This is a genomic window from Bradyrhizobium sp. F1.4.3, assembly GCF_040548375.1.
In the GTDB taxonomy this organism is placed as follows: Bacteria; Pseudomonadota; Alphaproteobacteria; order Rhizobiales; family Xanthobacteraceae; genus Bradyrhizobium.
Window position 1 is genome coordinate 19,025 of the sequence record NZ_JBEPRN010000009.1, and the last position, 15,183, is coordinate 34,207.

Annotated in this window: 16 protein-coding genes; 6 read left to right on the forward strand and 10 right to left on the reverse strand. The window is 65.1% G+C overall.

Annotated elements, in window-relative coordinates; all coding sequences use genetic code 11:
- Positions 1-12: 12 nt before the first annotated feature.
- The 5 genes from glyA to ABIB73_RS22500 form a co-directional block, all read right to left on the reverse strand.
- A complete protein-coding gene (glyA, locus tag ABIB73_RS22480) occupies positions 13-1,311 on the reverse strand; it encodes a serine hydroxymethyltransferase (protein ID WP_354227434.1) in 1,299 nt (432 codons plus the stop codon).
- 220 nt (positions 1,312-1,531) lie between these two features.
- Complete coding sequence (locus tag ABIB73_RS22485; protein WP_354227435.1) at positions 1,532-1,753, reverse strand: hypothetical protein; 222 nt, start codon at positions 1,751-1,753, stop codon at positions 1,532-1,534.
- Between the two features lie 37 nt (positions 1,754-1,790).
- Entirely contained in the window at positions 1,791-2,030 is a 240-nt protein-coding gene (locus ABIB73_RS22490; protein ID WP_354227437.1) for a hypothetical protein, read from the reverse strand.
- A 202-nt stretch (positions 2,031-2,232) separates the two neighbouring features.
- Positions 2,233-2,751: a transcriptional regulator LdtR gene (gene ldtR, locus ABIB73_RS22495; protein ID WP_007603420.1), complete on the reverse strand. Its 519-nt coding sequence runs from the start codon at positions 2,749-2,751 to the stop codon at positions 2,233-2,235.
- 514 nt (positions 2,752-3,265) lie between these two features.
- Entirely contained in the window at positions 3,266-3,769 is a 504-nt protein-coding gene (locus ABIB73_RS22500; RefSeq protein ID WP_354227439.1) for a DUF6163 family protein, read from the reverse strand.
- 151 nt (positions 3,770-3,920) lie between these two features.
- On the opposite strand from ABIB73_RS22500, the gene hemB reads away from it, so the two are divergent.
- The 3 genes from hemB to ABIB73_RS22515 all read left to right on the forward strand — a co-directional run bounded on the left by hemB (position 3,921) and on the right by ABIB73_RS22515 (position 6,702).
- Positions 3,921-4,982 (forward strand): porphobilinogen synthase, encoded by a 1,062-nt coding sequence (gene hemB, locus ABIB73_RS22505; protein WP_354227441.1) that lies wholly within the window; start codon positions 3,921-3,923, stop codon positions 4,980-4,982.
- A gap of 290 nt (positions 4,983-5,272) precedes the next feature.
- On the forward strand, positions 5,273-5,806 hold the full coding sequence (locus tag ABIB73_RS22510) for an RDD family protein (RefSeq protein WP_354227443.1): 534 nt from the start codon (positions 5,273-5,275) through the stop codon (positions 5,804-5,806).
- Positions 5,807-5,925: 119 nt separating this feature from the next.
- Positions 5,926-6,702, forward strand: coding sequence for an arginyltransferase (locus tag ABIB73_RS22515; protein ID WP_063194860.1), 777 nt, complete (start codon positions 5,926-5,928; stop codon positions 6,700-6,702).
- 67 nt (positions 6,703-6,769) lie between these two features.
- Here ABIB73_RS22515 and ABIB73_RS22520 read toward each other — a convergent pair whose 3' ends face one another.
- Entirely contained in the window at positions 6,770-8,122 is a 1,353-nt protein-coding gene (locus ABIB73_RS22520) for an Nramp family divalent metal transporter (protein WP_354227445.1), read from the reverse strand.
- Positions 8,123-8,291: 169 nt separating this feature from the next.
- Between ABIB73_RS22520 and ABIB73_RS22525 the strand changes: the two genes are divergently transcribed.
- Positions 8,292-9,536 (forward strand): MFS transporter, encoded by a 1,245-nt coding sequence (locus tag ABIB73_RS22525; RefSeq protein ID WP_354227447.1) that lies wholly within the window; start codon positions 8,292-8,294, stop codon positions 9,534-9,536.
- Here ABIB73_RS22525 and ABIB73_RS22530 read toward each other — a convergent pair.
- Entirely contained in the window at positions 9,533-10,792 is a 1,260-nt protein-coding gene (locus tag ABIB73_RS22530) for an adenylate/guanylate cyclase domain-containing protein (RefSeq protein WP_354227449.1), read from the reverse strand. The two genes, ABIB73_RS22525 and ABIB73_RS22530, sit on opposite strands and share 4 nt — an antisense overlap.
- A gap of 166 nt (positions 10,793-10,958) precedes the next feature.
- Between ABIB73_RS22530 and ABIB73_RS22535 the strand changes: the two genes are divergently transcribed.
- Both ABIB73_RS22535 and ABIB73_RS22540 read left to right on the forward strand, forming a co-directional pair.
- Positions 10,959-12,116, forward strand: coding sequence for an MFS transporter (locus tag ABIB73_RS22535; RefSeq protein WP_354227451.1), 1,158 nt, complete (start codon positions 10,959-10,961; stop codon positions 12,114-12,116).
- Positions 12,117-12,147: 31 nt separating this feature from the next.
- Positions 12,148-12,339, forward strand: a complete 192-nt coding sequence (locus tag ABIB73_RS22540; protein ID WP_354227453.1) for a hypothetical protein — start codon at positions 12,148-12,150, stop codon at positions 12,337-12,339.
- On the opposite strand, the gene ABIB73_RS22545 is transcribed toward ABIB73_RS22540, so the two are convergent.
- From ABIB73_RS22545 to dmeF, 3 genes are all read right to left on the reverse strand, one after another.
- The gene (locus ABIB73_RS22545) at positions 12,336-13,214 is read right to left on the reverse strand and encodes a DMT family transporter (protein ID WP_354227455.1); all 879 of its coding nucleotides are present in this window, start codon (positions 13,212-13,214) and stop codon (positions 12,336-12,338) included. The genes ABIB73_RS22540 and ABIB73_RS22545 overlap by 4 nt on opposite strands.
- Positions 13,215-13,298: 84 nt before the next feature.
- The gene (locus tag ABIB73_RS22550; RefSeq protein ID WP_354227457.1) at positions 13,299-14,129 is read right to left on the reverse strand and encodes an N-acyl homoserine lactonase family protein; all 831 of its coding nucleotides are present in this window, start codon (positions 14,127-14,129) and stop codon (positions 13,299-13,301) included.
- A gap of 86 nt (positions 14,130-14,215) precedes the next feature.
- Complete coding sequence (gene dmeF / locus ABIB73_RS22555; RefSeq protein ID WP_354227459.1) at positions 14,216-15,178, reverse strand: CDF family Co(II)/Ni(II) efflux transporter DmeF; 963 nt, start codon at positions 15,176-15,178, stop codon at positions 14,216-14,218.
- Positions 15,179-15,183: the final 5 nt, after the last annotated feature.

A 15,183-nucleotide genomic window follows, 5' to 3' on the forward strand; every position in this document is an offset into this window, starting at 1 on the left:
TTTACTTGGACCTTACTGATAGATCGGGAACCGATCAGTGAGCGCCTTGACCCGTTCCTTGATCGCGGCTTCGGCCAGCGGCGCCTTGCCGTCGTCGGACTGCGCGATCGCACTGAGGACCTCGGCGATCATGCCGCCGACCTGCTGGAATTCGGCGACGCCAAAGCCGCGGGTCGTCGCAGCCGGCGTGCCGAGCCGCAGGCCCGAGGTGACGAAGGGCGTCTCGGGGTCGAAGGGAATGCCGTTCTTGTTGCAAGTGATGGCCGCGCGGACCAGCGCCTTCTCCGAGACGTTGCCCTTGAGGCTCTTCGGCCGAAGGTCGACCAGCATCAGATGGTTGTCGGTGCCGCCGGAGACGATATCGAGCCCGTGGCTCTTCAGCGTCTCGGCCAGCGCCTTGGCATTCTCGACGATGTTCTTCGCATAGACCTTGAAGTCCGGACGCAGCGCCTCGCCGAAGGCGACAGCCTTCGCCGCGATCACGTGCATCAGCGGACCGCCCTGGAGGCCCGGGAAGATCGCCGAATTGAGCTTCTTGGTCAGCGTCTCGTCATTCCACAGCATCAGACCGCCGCGCGGGCCGCGCAGCGATTTGTGCGTCGTGGTGGTGGTGACGTGCGCATACGGCACCGGCGAGGCATGCACGCCGCCAGCGACGAGACCGGCGAAATGCGCCATGTCGACCAGCAGATACGCGCCGACGCTATCCGCGATCTCGCGGAAACGCTTGAAATCCCAGGAGCGCGAATAGGCCGAGCCGCCGGCGATGATCAGCTTCGGCTTGACCTGCTCGGCCTGCTTGGCCACCGCATCCATGTCGATGAGCTGATCCTCGCGGCGCACGGTGTAGTGCGCGGCCTTGAACCACTTGCCGCTCATGTTGACGGGCGAGCCGTGGGTGAGATGGCCGCCGGCCGCGAGGTCGAGGCCCATGAAGGTGTCGCCGGGCTGGAGCAGCGCCAGGAACACCGCCTGGTTCATCTGGCTGCCGGAGTTCGGCTGCACGTTGGCGAAGTTCGCGCCGAACAGCTTCTTGGCGCGATCGATCGCGAGGTTCTCGGCGACGTCGACCCACTCACAACCGCCGTAGTAGCGCGCGCCCGGATAGCCTTCCGCGTATTTGTTGGTCATCACCGAACCCTGCGCTTCCAGCACGGCACGGCTGACGATGTTCTCGGAGGCGATCAGCTCGACCTCATGGCGCTGCCGGCCGAGCTCGCCCTTGATGGCGGCGGCGATTTCCGGGTCGGCCTGGTCGAGCGCGGCGGTGAAAAACGAATCGGGCGCGGAGGCGGTTTTGGCGAAGGTCATCTTGCGAATATCTCCACCGCCGCAGCCTTTTGGCGGGCTACGGGCGGGTCTGGTGTGGTGATCGGAAGCGGCGAGCGCGATCTACCACATCGCCCGCCCCCGGCCAAGCATTTGCGGGTCGGGAGCGGGAATTATGCCAGATATGGTGGGGATCGTGGGATTTGGAGGCCCAGAAGTCGACAGGACCAGTCGCGGCCGATTGGGGGTATGCCCCAGCTGTCTACAGACCGGTATACCCAGCCTTCACCGGGTCGACGGTTCCGTCGAGCTGGCGCAGATAGGTCAGGCCGCAGACGGTCAACCTGTGGGTGTCCTTCTCGCCGGCTTCCATCAGGGTATTGAGGTAGTTCGTCACCTTGGCCCGCGCCTCTTCGCTCGCCGCGGACGTACGGTTGGCGAGCAGGTCATAGGTTTGCATGATGCGGTCGATGGCAGCTTCCATGGCACCCTCTGGTTCGTCAGAATTCTGGGAGTTTTGATCAGGCAACCGCTCTGGCCCCGGGCTGTTGCGCCTCGAACCTGGCGATGGCCTTGTTGGCCAACCTGATCTTGTTGAATTCGCCGAGCTGGAGCAGTTTCACGATGATCTCGAGCAGGCGTTCGTTGGTAACGAGCGTGTCGGGGATCGCGCCGGAGCGGCGAAGGTAGTTCGCGGCGATGGCATAGGCCTCGCTCACGAGTTCCACGTTCATCGCCCCCAAGCCGCGCTCGACCAGCATCGTCAGCCTCCGTCCGAAAGGGATAAGCACCGAGCCGGGAACTCGTTCCGCCCAGCCGGCGATTTTTTTTGCAGCTGCAAAAAACGACAAAACGCACCGGTCCGGGCAGAGCCGGGCCGATGCGCTTGGGGAAGTTTAGGCACGTTCGGGAGGCTCGCCGGTCTTGTTGTGAGCCGGCTTGGCCTTCGTCCTTCTTAAAAACTCAGAGCCGATACAGGATCTGGTCGGTCCAGAACCGCTCGAGGCGGTGCAGCGACTTGTTCAGGGTCGAGAACTCCTCGCCCGAGATGCCGCCGACCTGTTCCACGGTCTTGACGTGCTTCTGGTAGAGCGAGTCGACGATGCGGCGGACTTCCTGGCCCTGCGGGGTCAAGCGGATGCGCACCGAGCGGCGGTCAACGCGCGAGCGCTGATGATCGAGGAAGCCGAGCTCGACGAGCTTCTTCAGATTGTAGGAGACGTTGGAGCCGAGATAGTAACCGCGCGTGCGCAGTTCGCCCGCGGTCAGCTCCTTGTCGCCGATGTTGTAAAGCAAGAGCGCCTGCACGGAGTTGATGTCGGCGCGACCGCGGCGATCGAACTCGTCCTTGATGACATCAAGGAGTCGGCGATGCAGCCGCTCCACCAGAGTCAAAGCTTCCAGATAGAGCGTCTGCACCGAACCCTGCTGGCCGGAGACGCGCTCTGCGGTATCTGCCGCAGTTGCAACGGCTTTCATCATGACACTTCCCCTGTTGTCGTTTTTATCGACACTTATTCGACGAAACTTGTGTCCCGTCTGATAGGTGCAACTTAAGGGGCCCGTTTGAACATCGGCTTAAATAAGAGAATAAAGAGATCATGAATTTAAGACAGTGAATTGCGGATTAAGCCTGTGCCACAAGCACTTTTCGCAACCGTCTGTTGACCTTCGCAAGGTCCTGTTCACCCTCCGTCCGCCCATTCTGTCGCATTCCAGAACAGCCTCGCCCCGTTTCGAAACGCGCGCGTAAGAGCTGTGGCGGAATGCACGGAGTCAACGAAAAGTTACCTCGAATTTTACGCAACCAACGGTCAACCACGCGGACGTGAAACCGTCACGTGTCCCGGACAAGCGAAGCGCAGATCCGGGACCCAGATAGCCAAAGCATAGACCGCGGAGAAATGGGCCCCGGCTCAGCAGCGCACCACGCCGCAAGTGCGGCGCGCTGCGCTGCGTCCGGGGCACGAGCGCAATTTGCAGTGCCGACGAGTCGCTATGGCGGCCGTTCGCGCGCCGCCATCCAGGCGAGCGCGAGATAAGCGGCGAGCATGATGGCCTCCACCCCGACCACAATCAGGCTGCCGCCGTAGATGCCCGGGAACATCAGTTCGATCACCGCCATCGACACCACGGTCGTCAGCCACACCACCGCGCCCCAGGGCGTGGCGAGCCAGAGGCCGACGGCGGCGACGAGCTCAATCACGGCGAAGTAGATGGTCGAAGCCTGCCAGGCCGTCGACTGGTTCTCGAACGCCTCGTCCTCGCCGCCGACGAAGCCGGTAACCTGCGCCCAGTGATAGAGGCCCTTGAGGATCGAGAGCAGCGCCATCACCCGCAGGAACAGCACCAGCCGCCGCGTCCAGACATTGTCGTCAGACTCCCGGCGCTCCGACGAAATCGCCGCCACCGACATCGCATTGTCTCTGGCACTGTCTCTTGAGGCGTCCCTGGCGTTGGCGCTGTCGCGGGCCGCATCGCGGGTGGAGATATCGGACATGGCCCCCTTCTGGCTGCTTCGCCTCGCAAAATCAATCGGCTGCCCAAATCACTTCAATTGGTCACTTCAATTTTGCCCTGCGGCAGGTCAAGCCGCGGTGACGGGAACCATGCGAGCTGGTATAAGAATAATTCCAGCCGGAGGAAGAGTGATGGCGATCAAATACGGACGTCCGATCGAATTGCGCGAGGTTTCGCGCCGGGATGGCGCCGCGACCTCCCCTGCCCTCGATCTGACCATCCGCCCGCGACGCAACCGCAAGGCCGAATGGGCCCGGCGCATGGTGCGCGAGAACGTGCTTACCACCGACGATCTGATCTGGCCGCTGTTCCTGATCGACGGCAACAACCAGCGCGAGCAGATCGCCTCGATGCCGGGCGTCGACCGCCTCAGCGTGGACCAGGCCGTGCGCGATGCCGAGCGCGCAATAAAGCTCACCATCCCCTGCATCGCGCTGTTTCCCTATACCGACCCGTCCCTGCGCGACGAGGAGGGATCGGAAGCAACCAATCCGAACAATCTGGTCTGCCAGGCCGTGCGCGCGATCAAGAAGGAGTTTCCCGATCTCGGCATCCTCTGCGACGTCGCGCTCGATCCCTTCACCAGCCACGGCCATGACGGCCTGATCACCGACGGCAAGATTTTGAACGACGAGACGGTCGCGGTGTTGGTGCGCCAGGCGCTGGTGCAGGCCGAAGCCGGCTGCGACATCATCGCGCCCTCCGACATGATGGACGGCCGCGTCGCCGCAATCCGCGAGGGACTGGACCACGCAGGCCTGCTCGACGTGCAGATCATGGCCTATGCGGCAAAATACGCCTCCGCCTTCTACGGCCCGTTCCGCGACGCCATCGGCTCGGCCAAGACGCTGACCGGCGACAAGCGCACCTACCAGATGGACAGCGCCAACACCGATGAAGCGCTGCGCGAGGTCGAGCTCGACATCTCCGAGGGCGCCGACATGGTGATGGTGAAGCCCGGCATGCCCTATCTCGACGTGGTCCGCCGGGTGAAGGACACCTTTGCGATGCCGACCTTCGCGTACCAGGTCTCCGGCGAATACGCGATGATTGCGGCAGCCGCCAACAACGGCTGGCTCGACGGCGAGCGCGCGATGATGGAGAGCCTGCTCGCGTTCAAGCGCGCCGGCGCCGATGGCGTGCTCAGCTACTTTGCGCCGAAGGCTGCAGAGAAACTGCGGGCGCAGGGGTAGGCGAACAACGTCGTCCTGGCGAAAGCCAGGGGATTCATACTGCGTGATCTATCCTTGATGCGCGGTATCAATACTGGCGAAGCGGTCAACTTCCAGTTCTCGCCAAACTGCTCCCTGTGGTTATGGGTTTCGCCAGGAGACATTGTGGTGTGGCACCAGCGCCCTTTCCTCCCGCCCCCTCCGCCGCGGAATCGCCGGAATATTTCGGCTTGTTAATCCCTGCGCACCCTTGGCACGCGGACGGCCTGTTCCCATGTCCTGTCACGGGAGTTTTCCCTGGGAGAACGGACATGTCGTATTCGGACTCGGGCAATGCCTGGCGCAATGACGGCGGGGCTCATGCCTACGATCCCTATCTGCATCCGGACCTGTTCCGCGGCGTAGCGACGCGGCGGGTGTTCGCCTTCCTGATCGACATGGTCGTGATCTCAGTGCCGGTGATCCTGGGCTACCTCTTCATCGCTGTTTTCGGCGTGGTCACGCTCGGCATCGGCTGGGCGCTGTTCTGGCTGGCCTGGCCCGCCTCCGTGGTCTGGGCCATCGTCTACTACGGCGCCTGTATCGGTGGCCCCCGTTCGGCGACGATCGGGATGCGGGTGATGGACCTGGAGTTGCGCACCTGGTACGGCGCGCCCGGCTATTTCGTGCTCGGCGCCACCCATGCCGTGCTGTTCTGGGTGACGGTGTCGTTCCTGTCGCCCTTCGTGGTTCTGGTCGGCTTGTTCAACGGCCGCCGGCGCCTGCTGCACGATTTCGTGCTGGGAACAGTGATCATCAACAATTCCGTTCGGGCGCCGGTGCCTCAGGCGGCCAGAACCTACTGATCAAGGACCTATCAACCAGGACCTACTAAGCTGACTGATCTGCCCTGCCGAGCAGGCCAATTGACCGGGGGCTTTCGTAGCGCGATGCTGATACTCACTTCGGAGGCCCACGACGTCCCTTGACCCAGCATTCGCGCGACACGCCCCAATTTTACCTCACGGCGCCGTCCCCCTGCCCGTATCTGCCGGGCCGGCATGAGCGCAAGGTGTTTACGCACCTGGTGGGAGAGCGCGCCGGTGACCTGAATGACCTCCTGACCCATGGCGGGTTCCGCCGCAGCCAGTCGATCGCCTACCGGCCGGCCTGCGACCAGTGCCGCGCCTGCGTCTCGGTCCGGGTGGTCGCCAACGAGTTCCGCCCCTCCCGCAACTTCCGCAAAGTGATGGCGCGCAACGCCGACATCATCGGCGAGCAGCGCAGCGCGGTGCCGACCTCCGAACAGTATTCGGTGTTCCGTGCCTATCTCGACGCCCGCCACCGCCATGGCGGCATGGCCGACATGACCGTGCTCGACTACGCCATGATGGTCGAGGACAGCCACGTCGAGACCCGCATCATCGAGTACCGCAAGCGCGGCCCCGACAGCGGCATCACCGGCCGCGGCGAGGAGCTGATCGCAGTCGCCCTCACCGATGTGCTCAGCGACGGTCTGTCGATGGTCTATTCGTTCTTCGAGCCGGGCCAGGTCAGCCGCTCGATGGGCACCTTCATGATCCTCGACCACATCGCGCGCGCCCGCCGGCAAGGCCTTCCCTACGTCTATCTCGGCTACTGGATCGAAGGCTCCAAGAAGATGGACTACAAGGCCCGTTTCCTGCCGCAGCAGCGCCTCGCGCCATCAGGCTGGCTGCGCATCGACGCGCAGGGTGATGCCGCGTCCGAACCGCAGGATTAAGATCGCGAATAGCGAGTGGCGAATCGCGAATAGGACAAATTCCATTCGCCACTCGCTATTCGCCCCCCTACCCGAACAGCGTATCCACCAGCAGCTTCACGTTCAGAACCACGATCACGCCCGCGACGATCCAAGCGATCGCGGCGACCCACGCGGGGATCGCGAACTTCCCCATCTTGCGTCGGTCGGAGACGAAGCGCACCAACGGGATGACCGCGAAGGGCAGCTGCATCGACAGCACGACCTGGCTGAACACCAGCAGATCCGCAGTGCCGCGCTCGCCGTAGATCGCGGTGACGACGATAACCGGAACGATGGCGATGCCGCGCGTGAGCAGGCGGCGCGCCCAGCTCGGCAGGCGGAGGTCGAGAAAGCCTTCCATCACGATCTGGCCGGCGAGCGTCGCGGTTACCGTTGAATTCAGGCCCGAGGCGAGCAGCGCAATTGCAAACAGCGTCGAGGCGATGCCGAGGCCGAGCAGCGGCGAGAGCAGCTCGAAGGCTTGGTCGATCTCGGCGACGTCGGAATGGCCGCTCTTGTGGAAGGTCGCGGCAGCGACAACGAGGATCGCGGCATTGATGAACAGCGCCAGCATCAGCGCGATGGTCGAGTCCGTCGTCGCCCATTTGATCGCCTCGCGCCGGCCCGTGTCGTTGCGCTCATAGGCGCGCGTCTGCACGATCGAGGAGTGTAGATAGAGATTATGCGGCATCACGGTGGCGCCAATGATGCCGATCGCGATGTAGAGCATTTCAGGATTGGTGAAGATTTCCGCTTTCGGCGTAAAGCCACGCAGCACGTCGGCCACCGGCGGCGCCGCGGCCACGATCTGGACCGCAAAGCAGACCGCGATCACCGCGAGCAGCGCCATGACGAAAGCTTCCAGGAAACGGAAGCCGCGGTTCATCAGGACCAGAAGCAGGAAGGCGTCCAGCGCTGCGATGAGCGCGCCGCCGATCAGGGGAATGCCGAATAACAGCTTCAGCGCGATCGCGGTGCCGATCACCTCGGCGAGGTCGCAGGCGATGATCGCCGCCTCGCAGGCGAGCCAGAGCAGAAAATTCACGGCCGGCGAATAGGTCGCGCGGCAAGCCTGCGCGAGATCGCGGTCGGTGACGATGCCGAGCCGAGCCGCCAGCGACTGAAGCAGGATCGCCATCAAATTCGAGAGCAGGATGACCGAGAGCAGCGTGTAGCCGAATTTCGACCCGCCGGCGAGATCGGTGGCCCAGTTGCCGGGGTCCATGTAGCCGACCGACACCAGATAGCCCGGACCTACAAAGGCGAGCAGCCGCCGCCACCACGCCCCCGCCGCGGGGATTGCGACGGTGGCATTCACCTCGGCCAAGCTCTTGGTGGTCGGCGCGTCGGTGCGCCAGCCGGCGGCGTCGGGGGTCAGATCGGGCGATCGGGCATCCATGCTGGCACAATACCGAAGTCGAGCCTTATTGCAACTCATTTGCAACTGCATCTAGCCGCTTCGGTTCCCACTGCGGGCCAGTGTTGCGCGGCCCTGTCGGGAAGCGGGTGGGTTTGGCTGCCCTAGGGGGCGGATACTGGCGCAAACCCGACTTTGCAGGAAACGAGCCATGTCAACGACGCCCCGCCTTCCTGATACGTTCAACCGCTTGGCCTGGTCCAACCTCGCGGCGCAATCGGCCGAGCAGATCGCGCTGGCTGCAGCGCCGATCGTCGCCGTGCTGACGCTCGGCGTTGCCGAGGGCCAGACCGGACTGTTGCAGACCGCCCTGACCCTGCCCTTTGTGCTGTTCGCCATTCCGGCGGGTCTGCTCGCCGACCGCATCTCCCGCCGCGCGCTGATGGCGGGCGCCGAGGCGCTGCGGGCCGCCGCGCTCGGGACAATCGTGCTGCTGCTCGCGCTCGGCGCGCTCAATCTGTCGCTGCTGGCGCTGCTCGGCTTTGCTGCTGTATGCGGCACCGTCGTCTACAGCGTGGCCGCGCCGGCGCTGGTGCCCTCACTGGTAAGTTCGGAACTGCTGCCAGCCGCCAATGCACGGATCGAGCTCGCCCGCACCATCGCCTTTGCCAGCGGCCCTGCGGTCGGCGGCGCTTTGGTGGGCTGGTGGGGCGCGAGCCCCGCCTTCGGCTTTGCTGCCGCGCTCTCGGCCATCGCCGTGGTGCTGCTCTCCGGCATCTACGAGCCGGCGCGGGCGCCTTCGCCGCGACGCCATCCATTCCAGGACATCCGCGAAAGCGCGGCCTTCGTCTTCCATCACCGCCTGTTGCGGCCGGTGTTCATCACCCAGTTCATCTTCAATACCGGCTGGTTCCTCCAGATCGCGGTGTTCGTGCCCTACGCGGTGCGCCATCTCGGTTTGACCGCGGCCGGTGTCGGCTCCGTGCTGACGATGTACGGCGTCGGCATGGTGATTGGCGCGCTGTTCGCAACGCGTGTGATGAAACGGATCGCTTTCGGCACCGTCGTGGGGCTTGGCCCGGTCACCGGCTTCGTCGCCTCGGTGGTGATGGCGCTGACGGTGCTGGTGCCCTCGCCCTGGCTTGCTGGCCTCAGCTTCTTCCTGCTCGGCGTCGGCCCGATCCTGTGGGTGATCTCGACCACGACGCTGCGCCAGTCGGTGACGCCGCCGCGCCTGTTGGGGCGCGTCTCCGCCATCAACATCATGAGCTACGGCGCACGCCCGCTGGGTTCTGCGTTGGGAGCGATCGTCGGCGGATTTTACGGTGCGGAGGCCTGCCTCTATCTCGCAGCCGCCGTGTTCGGCGTGCAGGCACTGGTCATCTGGCTTTCGCCTGCGGTGGCATTGGATCGGCAGCCGGACTTGGTGGGGGACGGCGCGGCGGCGCGGTGCTAACCCGCCAGATACCGCTCGTAACTCCCCGTCACCGGCTCGCTGCTGTCGACCTCTGGATCGAGCGTATAGAGGTCCTGCGCGCGGCCGATGCCACGGAGCGCGTAGCGGCCGGTGGAGACGAGATAGCGGCGGCCGGCGGCATCGAGGCCTTTGTAGAACTCCGCTGACGCCAATAGCTCCCGGTCGACCGAGCGGCTCATCGAGGCGATGCGGCTCACCTCGTTGACGGTCGGCCCCACCACCGTGAAATCGAGCCGATCCTCGCTGCCGATATTGCCGTAGAAGACTTCGCCGACATGCAGGCCGATATAGGCCGACGTGGTGGGACGGCCATCGGCTTCCCGGCGCGCGTTCAGCGCCGCAACGTTCTTGCGGGACACATGCTCGGCACGTAGCCCGGCGCGGCGCGCATCCGCCATATCCGCGCCGGTGAACATCGCGAGCACACCGTCGCCGATCAGCTTCAGCACATCGCCGCCGGCGTCGTGGATCGCATCGATCACGGCCTGCGCATAATCATTGAGGAACGGGATGATCTCGTCGGGGCCGATGCTCTCGCTGATCCCGGTCGAGCCGCGCAAATCCGAATACCACAGCACGGCATTGATCCGCTCGGTCACGCCGCGCGAGATGCGCCCGCCCAGGACCTGTTCGGAGGCGCCGCGGCCGAGATAGACGCGGCCGAGCGTACGCGCGATGTCGACCTGCTGCGCCGACTTGATCGCGAGCCCCAGCACCGGCACGAGATCGCGCAGAGCTTCGAGCTCGGCTTCGCCAAAACCTTCGGGTCGGCGCGTGGTCCAGCAGGAATAGAGGCAGTCCATCAGGCCGAGCGCACCGTTCTCGCCGAAGCGATGCACGAAGGCGAGATAGTGCTTGTGCCCCTTCTCGGCGAGTTCGCCGATCTGCGAGAAATCCATCGAGGGCGCATCGGCAAGATCGATCACCATCTCGTCGTGGCCGTGCTCGAGCATGTGGAAGAACACCGAACGGCGCCAACTCTTCGCCGCATCGCCCTCGGCAGTCGAGCCGTATTCGAACACGTCGCTCTCATTGCTCTGCCGGTCGCTCCAGCGGAAGCCGCGGCCCTCATAGATCGGATGTAGCGTGTCGATGACGACGAGCCCGCGCGAGAGTTCCAGCCCCTCGGCGCGGCAACGCTCGCAGAACCCACGGAGCAGTTCGTTTTCGGGCAGGCCGGTGAGCCCCTGGCCCGTCAGCCAGTTCATCAGCCCGAGGCGCGAGGTCAATTGCATACGCCATTATGGCGTGCATTCGTGACGAGCGAAAGGCCGCGCGCGGGTCGTGCGCAACCAAGGCTCCCGCCGGCAGCAGATCGAATATGCCGCGAACGCTGTTGACGCGCTCCCGCTACGGGCCGCAAATGCAACCGATGACACTGCCGACCAGAAACACGAGGACATGAGCCAGCGCCAACTTCCAATCATCCTGGCGCTCGGCACCACGCAGACCCTGGCCTGGGCTTCCAGCTACTACCTGCCGGCCTTGCTCGCCGACCCGATGGCACATGACCTCGGCGTCTCCTCCAACTGGATCTTTGGCGCGTTCTCGGCCTCGCTGGTGATCTCCGCGATGCTCGGTCCGCGCATCGGGAGGCAGATCGATCTCGTCGGCGGCCGGCAGGTGCTGTCGGCCTCGAACCTGACCATCGCCGCCGGCCTCGTTCTGCTCGGCTTCTCGCAATCGGTGGCGGTGATGGCGATCGCCTGGCTCGTGCTCGGCATCGGCATGGCGATGGGACTTTACGATGCCGCCTTCGCAGCCCTCGGCCGCATCTACGGCACCGAGGCGCGCGGCTCGATCACCGGCATCACGCTGATGGCGGGCTTTGCCTCGACCGTCGGCTGGCCGCTCACCGCCTGGGGGCTCGCCCATATCGGCTGGCGCGACACGTGTTTCGCCTGGGCCGCCGCCAACGTCCTGATCGGCCTGCCCCTCAACTTCGTCATGCTGCCGGCGATCAAGGGCGCGAAGCACGCCGCGGCGACGGCGGAAAAGCCGCATTTGCCGCTCGACCGCACCATGATCCTGCTCGCCTTCGTCTTTGCGGCGGTCTGGACCGTGACCGGCGCAATGGCCGTCCATTTCCCACGCATCCTGGAAGCAACGGGCGCGACGCATGTCCAGGCGATCGCGGCCGGCGCGCTGATCGGCCCGGCGCAGGTGGTCGCGCGCATTCTAGAGGCGGGCTTTCTGAGCCGCTTCCATCCGCTGTGGTCGACGCGCCTCGCCTGCCTCACCCATCCGCTCGGCGCAGCCGTCGTTGCCATCTTCGGCGCCCCCGCCGCCACCGCGTTTGCGCTGCTCCACGGCTCGGGTAACGGCATCCTGACGATCGCGCGCGGCACGCTGCCGCTGTCGATCTTCGGCCCGAAGGATTTCGGCTACCGCCTCGGCGTCATCGGCGCGCCGGCGCGGATGGCACAGGCGGCAGCGCCGCTCGCCTTCGGCCTGCTCATCGACATCATGGGAGCCAAGGTGCTGATCGTCTCGTCCGCGCTGAGCCTCTCGGCGCTGGCCGCGCTGTTCCTGATCCGCGCCGCGCCGCGGCCGGATTGACGGGCTTGCGGCTTTCGCGCACAAGCGAACCATGACCGAAGACACAAGCCCGCCCCGCACGTTCAAAGGCCTCCTGCGCTGGGCGACCACGCCACCGCAGGCCTGGGGCGTCTATCTCCTCGCAATCATCCTGGTCTGGCTGGTCTCCTTCTATGCCGGCACGCTCAAGCCGAAGAAGACGCCCGAAGCCAACCCGCCCGCAGTGACGTCGCCGCACAGCTAGGCCGGCTTCGCCTCGCTGGTCGCGATCCAGATGCCGGCGAACACGGCAACCAGCCCGATCAGAAGATTTGGCGTGATCGGCTCGCCGATCAGCAGCGCCGCCAGCAAGGTGGCCGCGATCGGATTGACCGTCATCGTATTGGCGACCCGGGTCGGCGTCGCACGCGCCAGCGCCATGACCCAGAGGATGAAGGCAAGCGCGCCGCCGCCGGCGCCGAGATAGATGCCGGCGATCCACTGCTCCGTCGTGAAGTGGGCGAGTGCCGCAAAGCTGCCCTTCAAGAGCCCCGCCAGCACCAGCACGACGGCGCCCGCACCCATGCCGACGGTGAGAAAGCCGAGCGCACTGGAACGCTGCATCAACGGACGCGACAACACGTTGTAGAACGCCATGCAGAACACGGCGCCGGTCATGATCAGTTCGCCGCGCCAGGCGCCGGGCGGGCTCTGTGCCAGGCCCGCGGCCAGTGCCCCCGCCACGCCGAGCACGGCGATGCCGACGCCAATGATCTTGCGCGCCGTCAGCCGCTCGACGCCGAGAATCGCACCGACCACCATGGTATGGAGCGGCAGCGTCGCCAGCGCCAGACTGGCGCGCGCGGCGGTCGTATAGGACACCGCGATGTTGTAGAGGATGAAGAACAGGCCGAAGAAGCAAATGCCGAGCAGCGCCACCGCCGGCCAATCGGAGCGCTGCGGCCAGCGCACGCCGAGCAGGAGCGCGCAGGGCAAGAGGCAGAGAAAGCCGATCCCCCAGCGCAGGATCGCAAGCAGGACCGGATCGGCGCCGACGACGAGATAGCGGGTGATCGCCGCCGCGGTGCCGCCGATACTGCTCGATGCCAGCGCAATCGCAACCCCGGTCCATTCTCCCACAATCATCTCCTGTCGCGGAGCTTGTTGCGGGCCCCTAGCACGCTCCTGCTGCCAGCATCATGGCAGCAGGAGCGGCGCGAGCGGTTAGTCGTAAAACTCCGGCGACATCTTCTGGCTGTCGCGCTGGGCCTTGTCGTGGTTGATCCAGAGCTGCGCCTTCTCCTTGTCGAGGGTGTCGGCGATCTTTTGCATCGAGGCCGCGCTCTGTTCCTTGTTGGCGTTCATACTGGGCACACGGCGGTTGTCCCAGTTGTCCTTGAAGTGAACGGCATCGCCGGACAGCACCACCGCGCCGGTCTTCGGCAGTTTCACCAGCAACGACTGATGGCCGGGCGTATGGCCAGGCGTCGACAGAATGGTTAGGCTGCCGTCGCCGAACACGTCCTTGTCGCCCGCGAGCAATTCGACGGGATGCGAGGGCTTGAAGCGCGGTTCGTTGTTGGCGCCAGGCCAGTCATATTCGGCCTTCTGCACGTAGAGCGTTGCCTGCGGGAACAGCTCGACATTGCCGATATGGTCGGGATGGGTGTGCGAGACGCCCATCCGCTTGATGTCGGCGGGCTTGACGCCGAGCTGCTCGAGCTGGGCCTCGAGCGTCTTCGGCCGGCGCCAGGTGACGGCCTTGGGATCGGCGGGCGTAAGGCCGTTGGGCATGGCGGCAACGGAATCGGCGATGCCGGTGTCCCACAGGAACCAGCCCTGCGCGTGCTTGATGAGATAGCAGGTGTCAACGAAGTCCATCGTCTTGCCCTCGTTCAACCCCGGCGTCCAGCGCGAGATGTCACCGGCGGTCCCCTCCCCGCAATTGAGGATGTAGAGCTTCTCGACGCCGGTCTTTTCCGATTGCGCCACCGCAGCATGGCCCGACAGAGCGAGCGCGGCGACAGCGAGTGCGAGCGTGATCTTTGGCATCATCCTTGGTCCTCCTTGCAGCGGTTGGGTAAGCTGCGACCGAGGATCAACCCCGGCTGCGCCGCAGAATTCCGTTCCCGCCGATCACGTCAATGCGGGCAGGCCTCGACCTCGACCGTGACGTGGCTCAGGCCCTTCAGGCCGGCGAGCCGCCGCTTGTAGACGGCCGGCTGCTTTGGCTGGTCCGACACCACCGAGACCAGCACGGCGCAATGGCCGGGCCCGACCTGCCAGAGATGCAGGTCGGTGACGCGGTCCTCTCCGACCTCCATGCGGGCGCGGATGGTGCGCTCGAGCTTCTCGTCGGCGCGGACGTCGAGCAGCACTGCGCCGGACGTCTTGATCAGGCCGAACGCCCAGCTCGCGATCACCGCGCTGCCGACCAGGCCGACGGCCGGATCGGCCCAGACCCAGCCCGAATACATCGCAACGAAGAGCGCGCCGATCGCCAGCACCGAGGTCGCGGCATCAGCCATCACGTGGACATAGGCCGCGCGAAGATTGTTGTCGTGATGATGGTGGTGATGATCGTGGTCATGATGCGCATGGCCGTGGCCGTGGCCGTGGCCGTGATCGTGATCGTGATGATGATTATGGCTGTCGCGCAGCAGCCACGCGCTGGTGAGGTTGACGCACAGACCGAGGGCTGCCACCGCAATCGCCTCGCCATAGACGATCGGCACCGGCGTGAACAGCCGCAGCACGCTTTCATAGGCGATCTCGACCGCGATCAATCCCAGAATGATCGCGCTGGAGAAGGCGGCGAGATCGCCGAACTTGCCGGTGCCGAAGGTGAAATGCGCGTTCCCCAGGTGCCGGCGCGCGAAGCGGTAGGCGAACGCGGCAATGCCGAGTGCCGCCGCATGCGTGCCCATGTGCCAGCCGTCGGCGAGCAGCGCCATCGAGCCGAACAGCGAGCCGGCAACGATCTCGCCAACCATCATGACCAGCGTCAGGACCACAACCAGCCAGGTACGCCGCTCGTTCTCGTCGTGCTTCTCGCCGAGGAACGCATGGTCGTGCGTCCATTGTTCGATGGAATGGGAATGCATCGCAA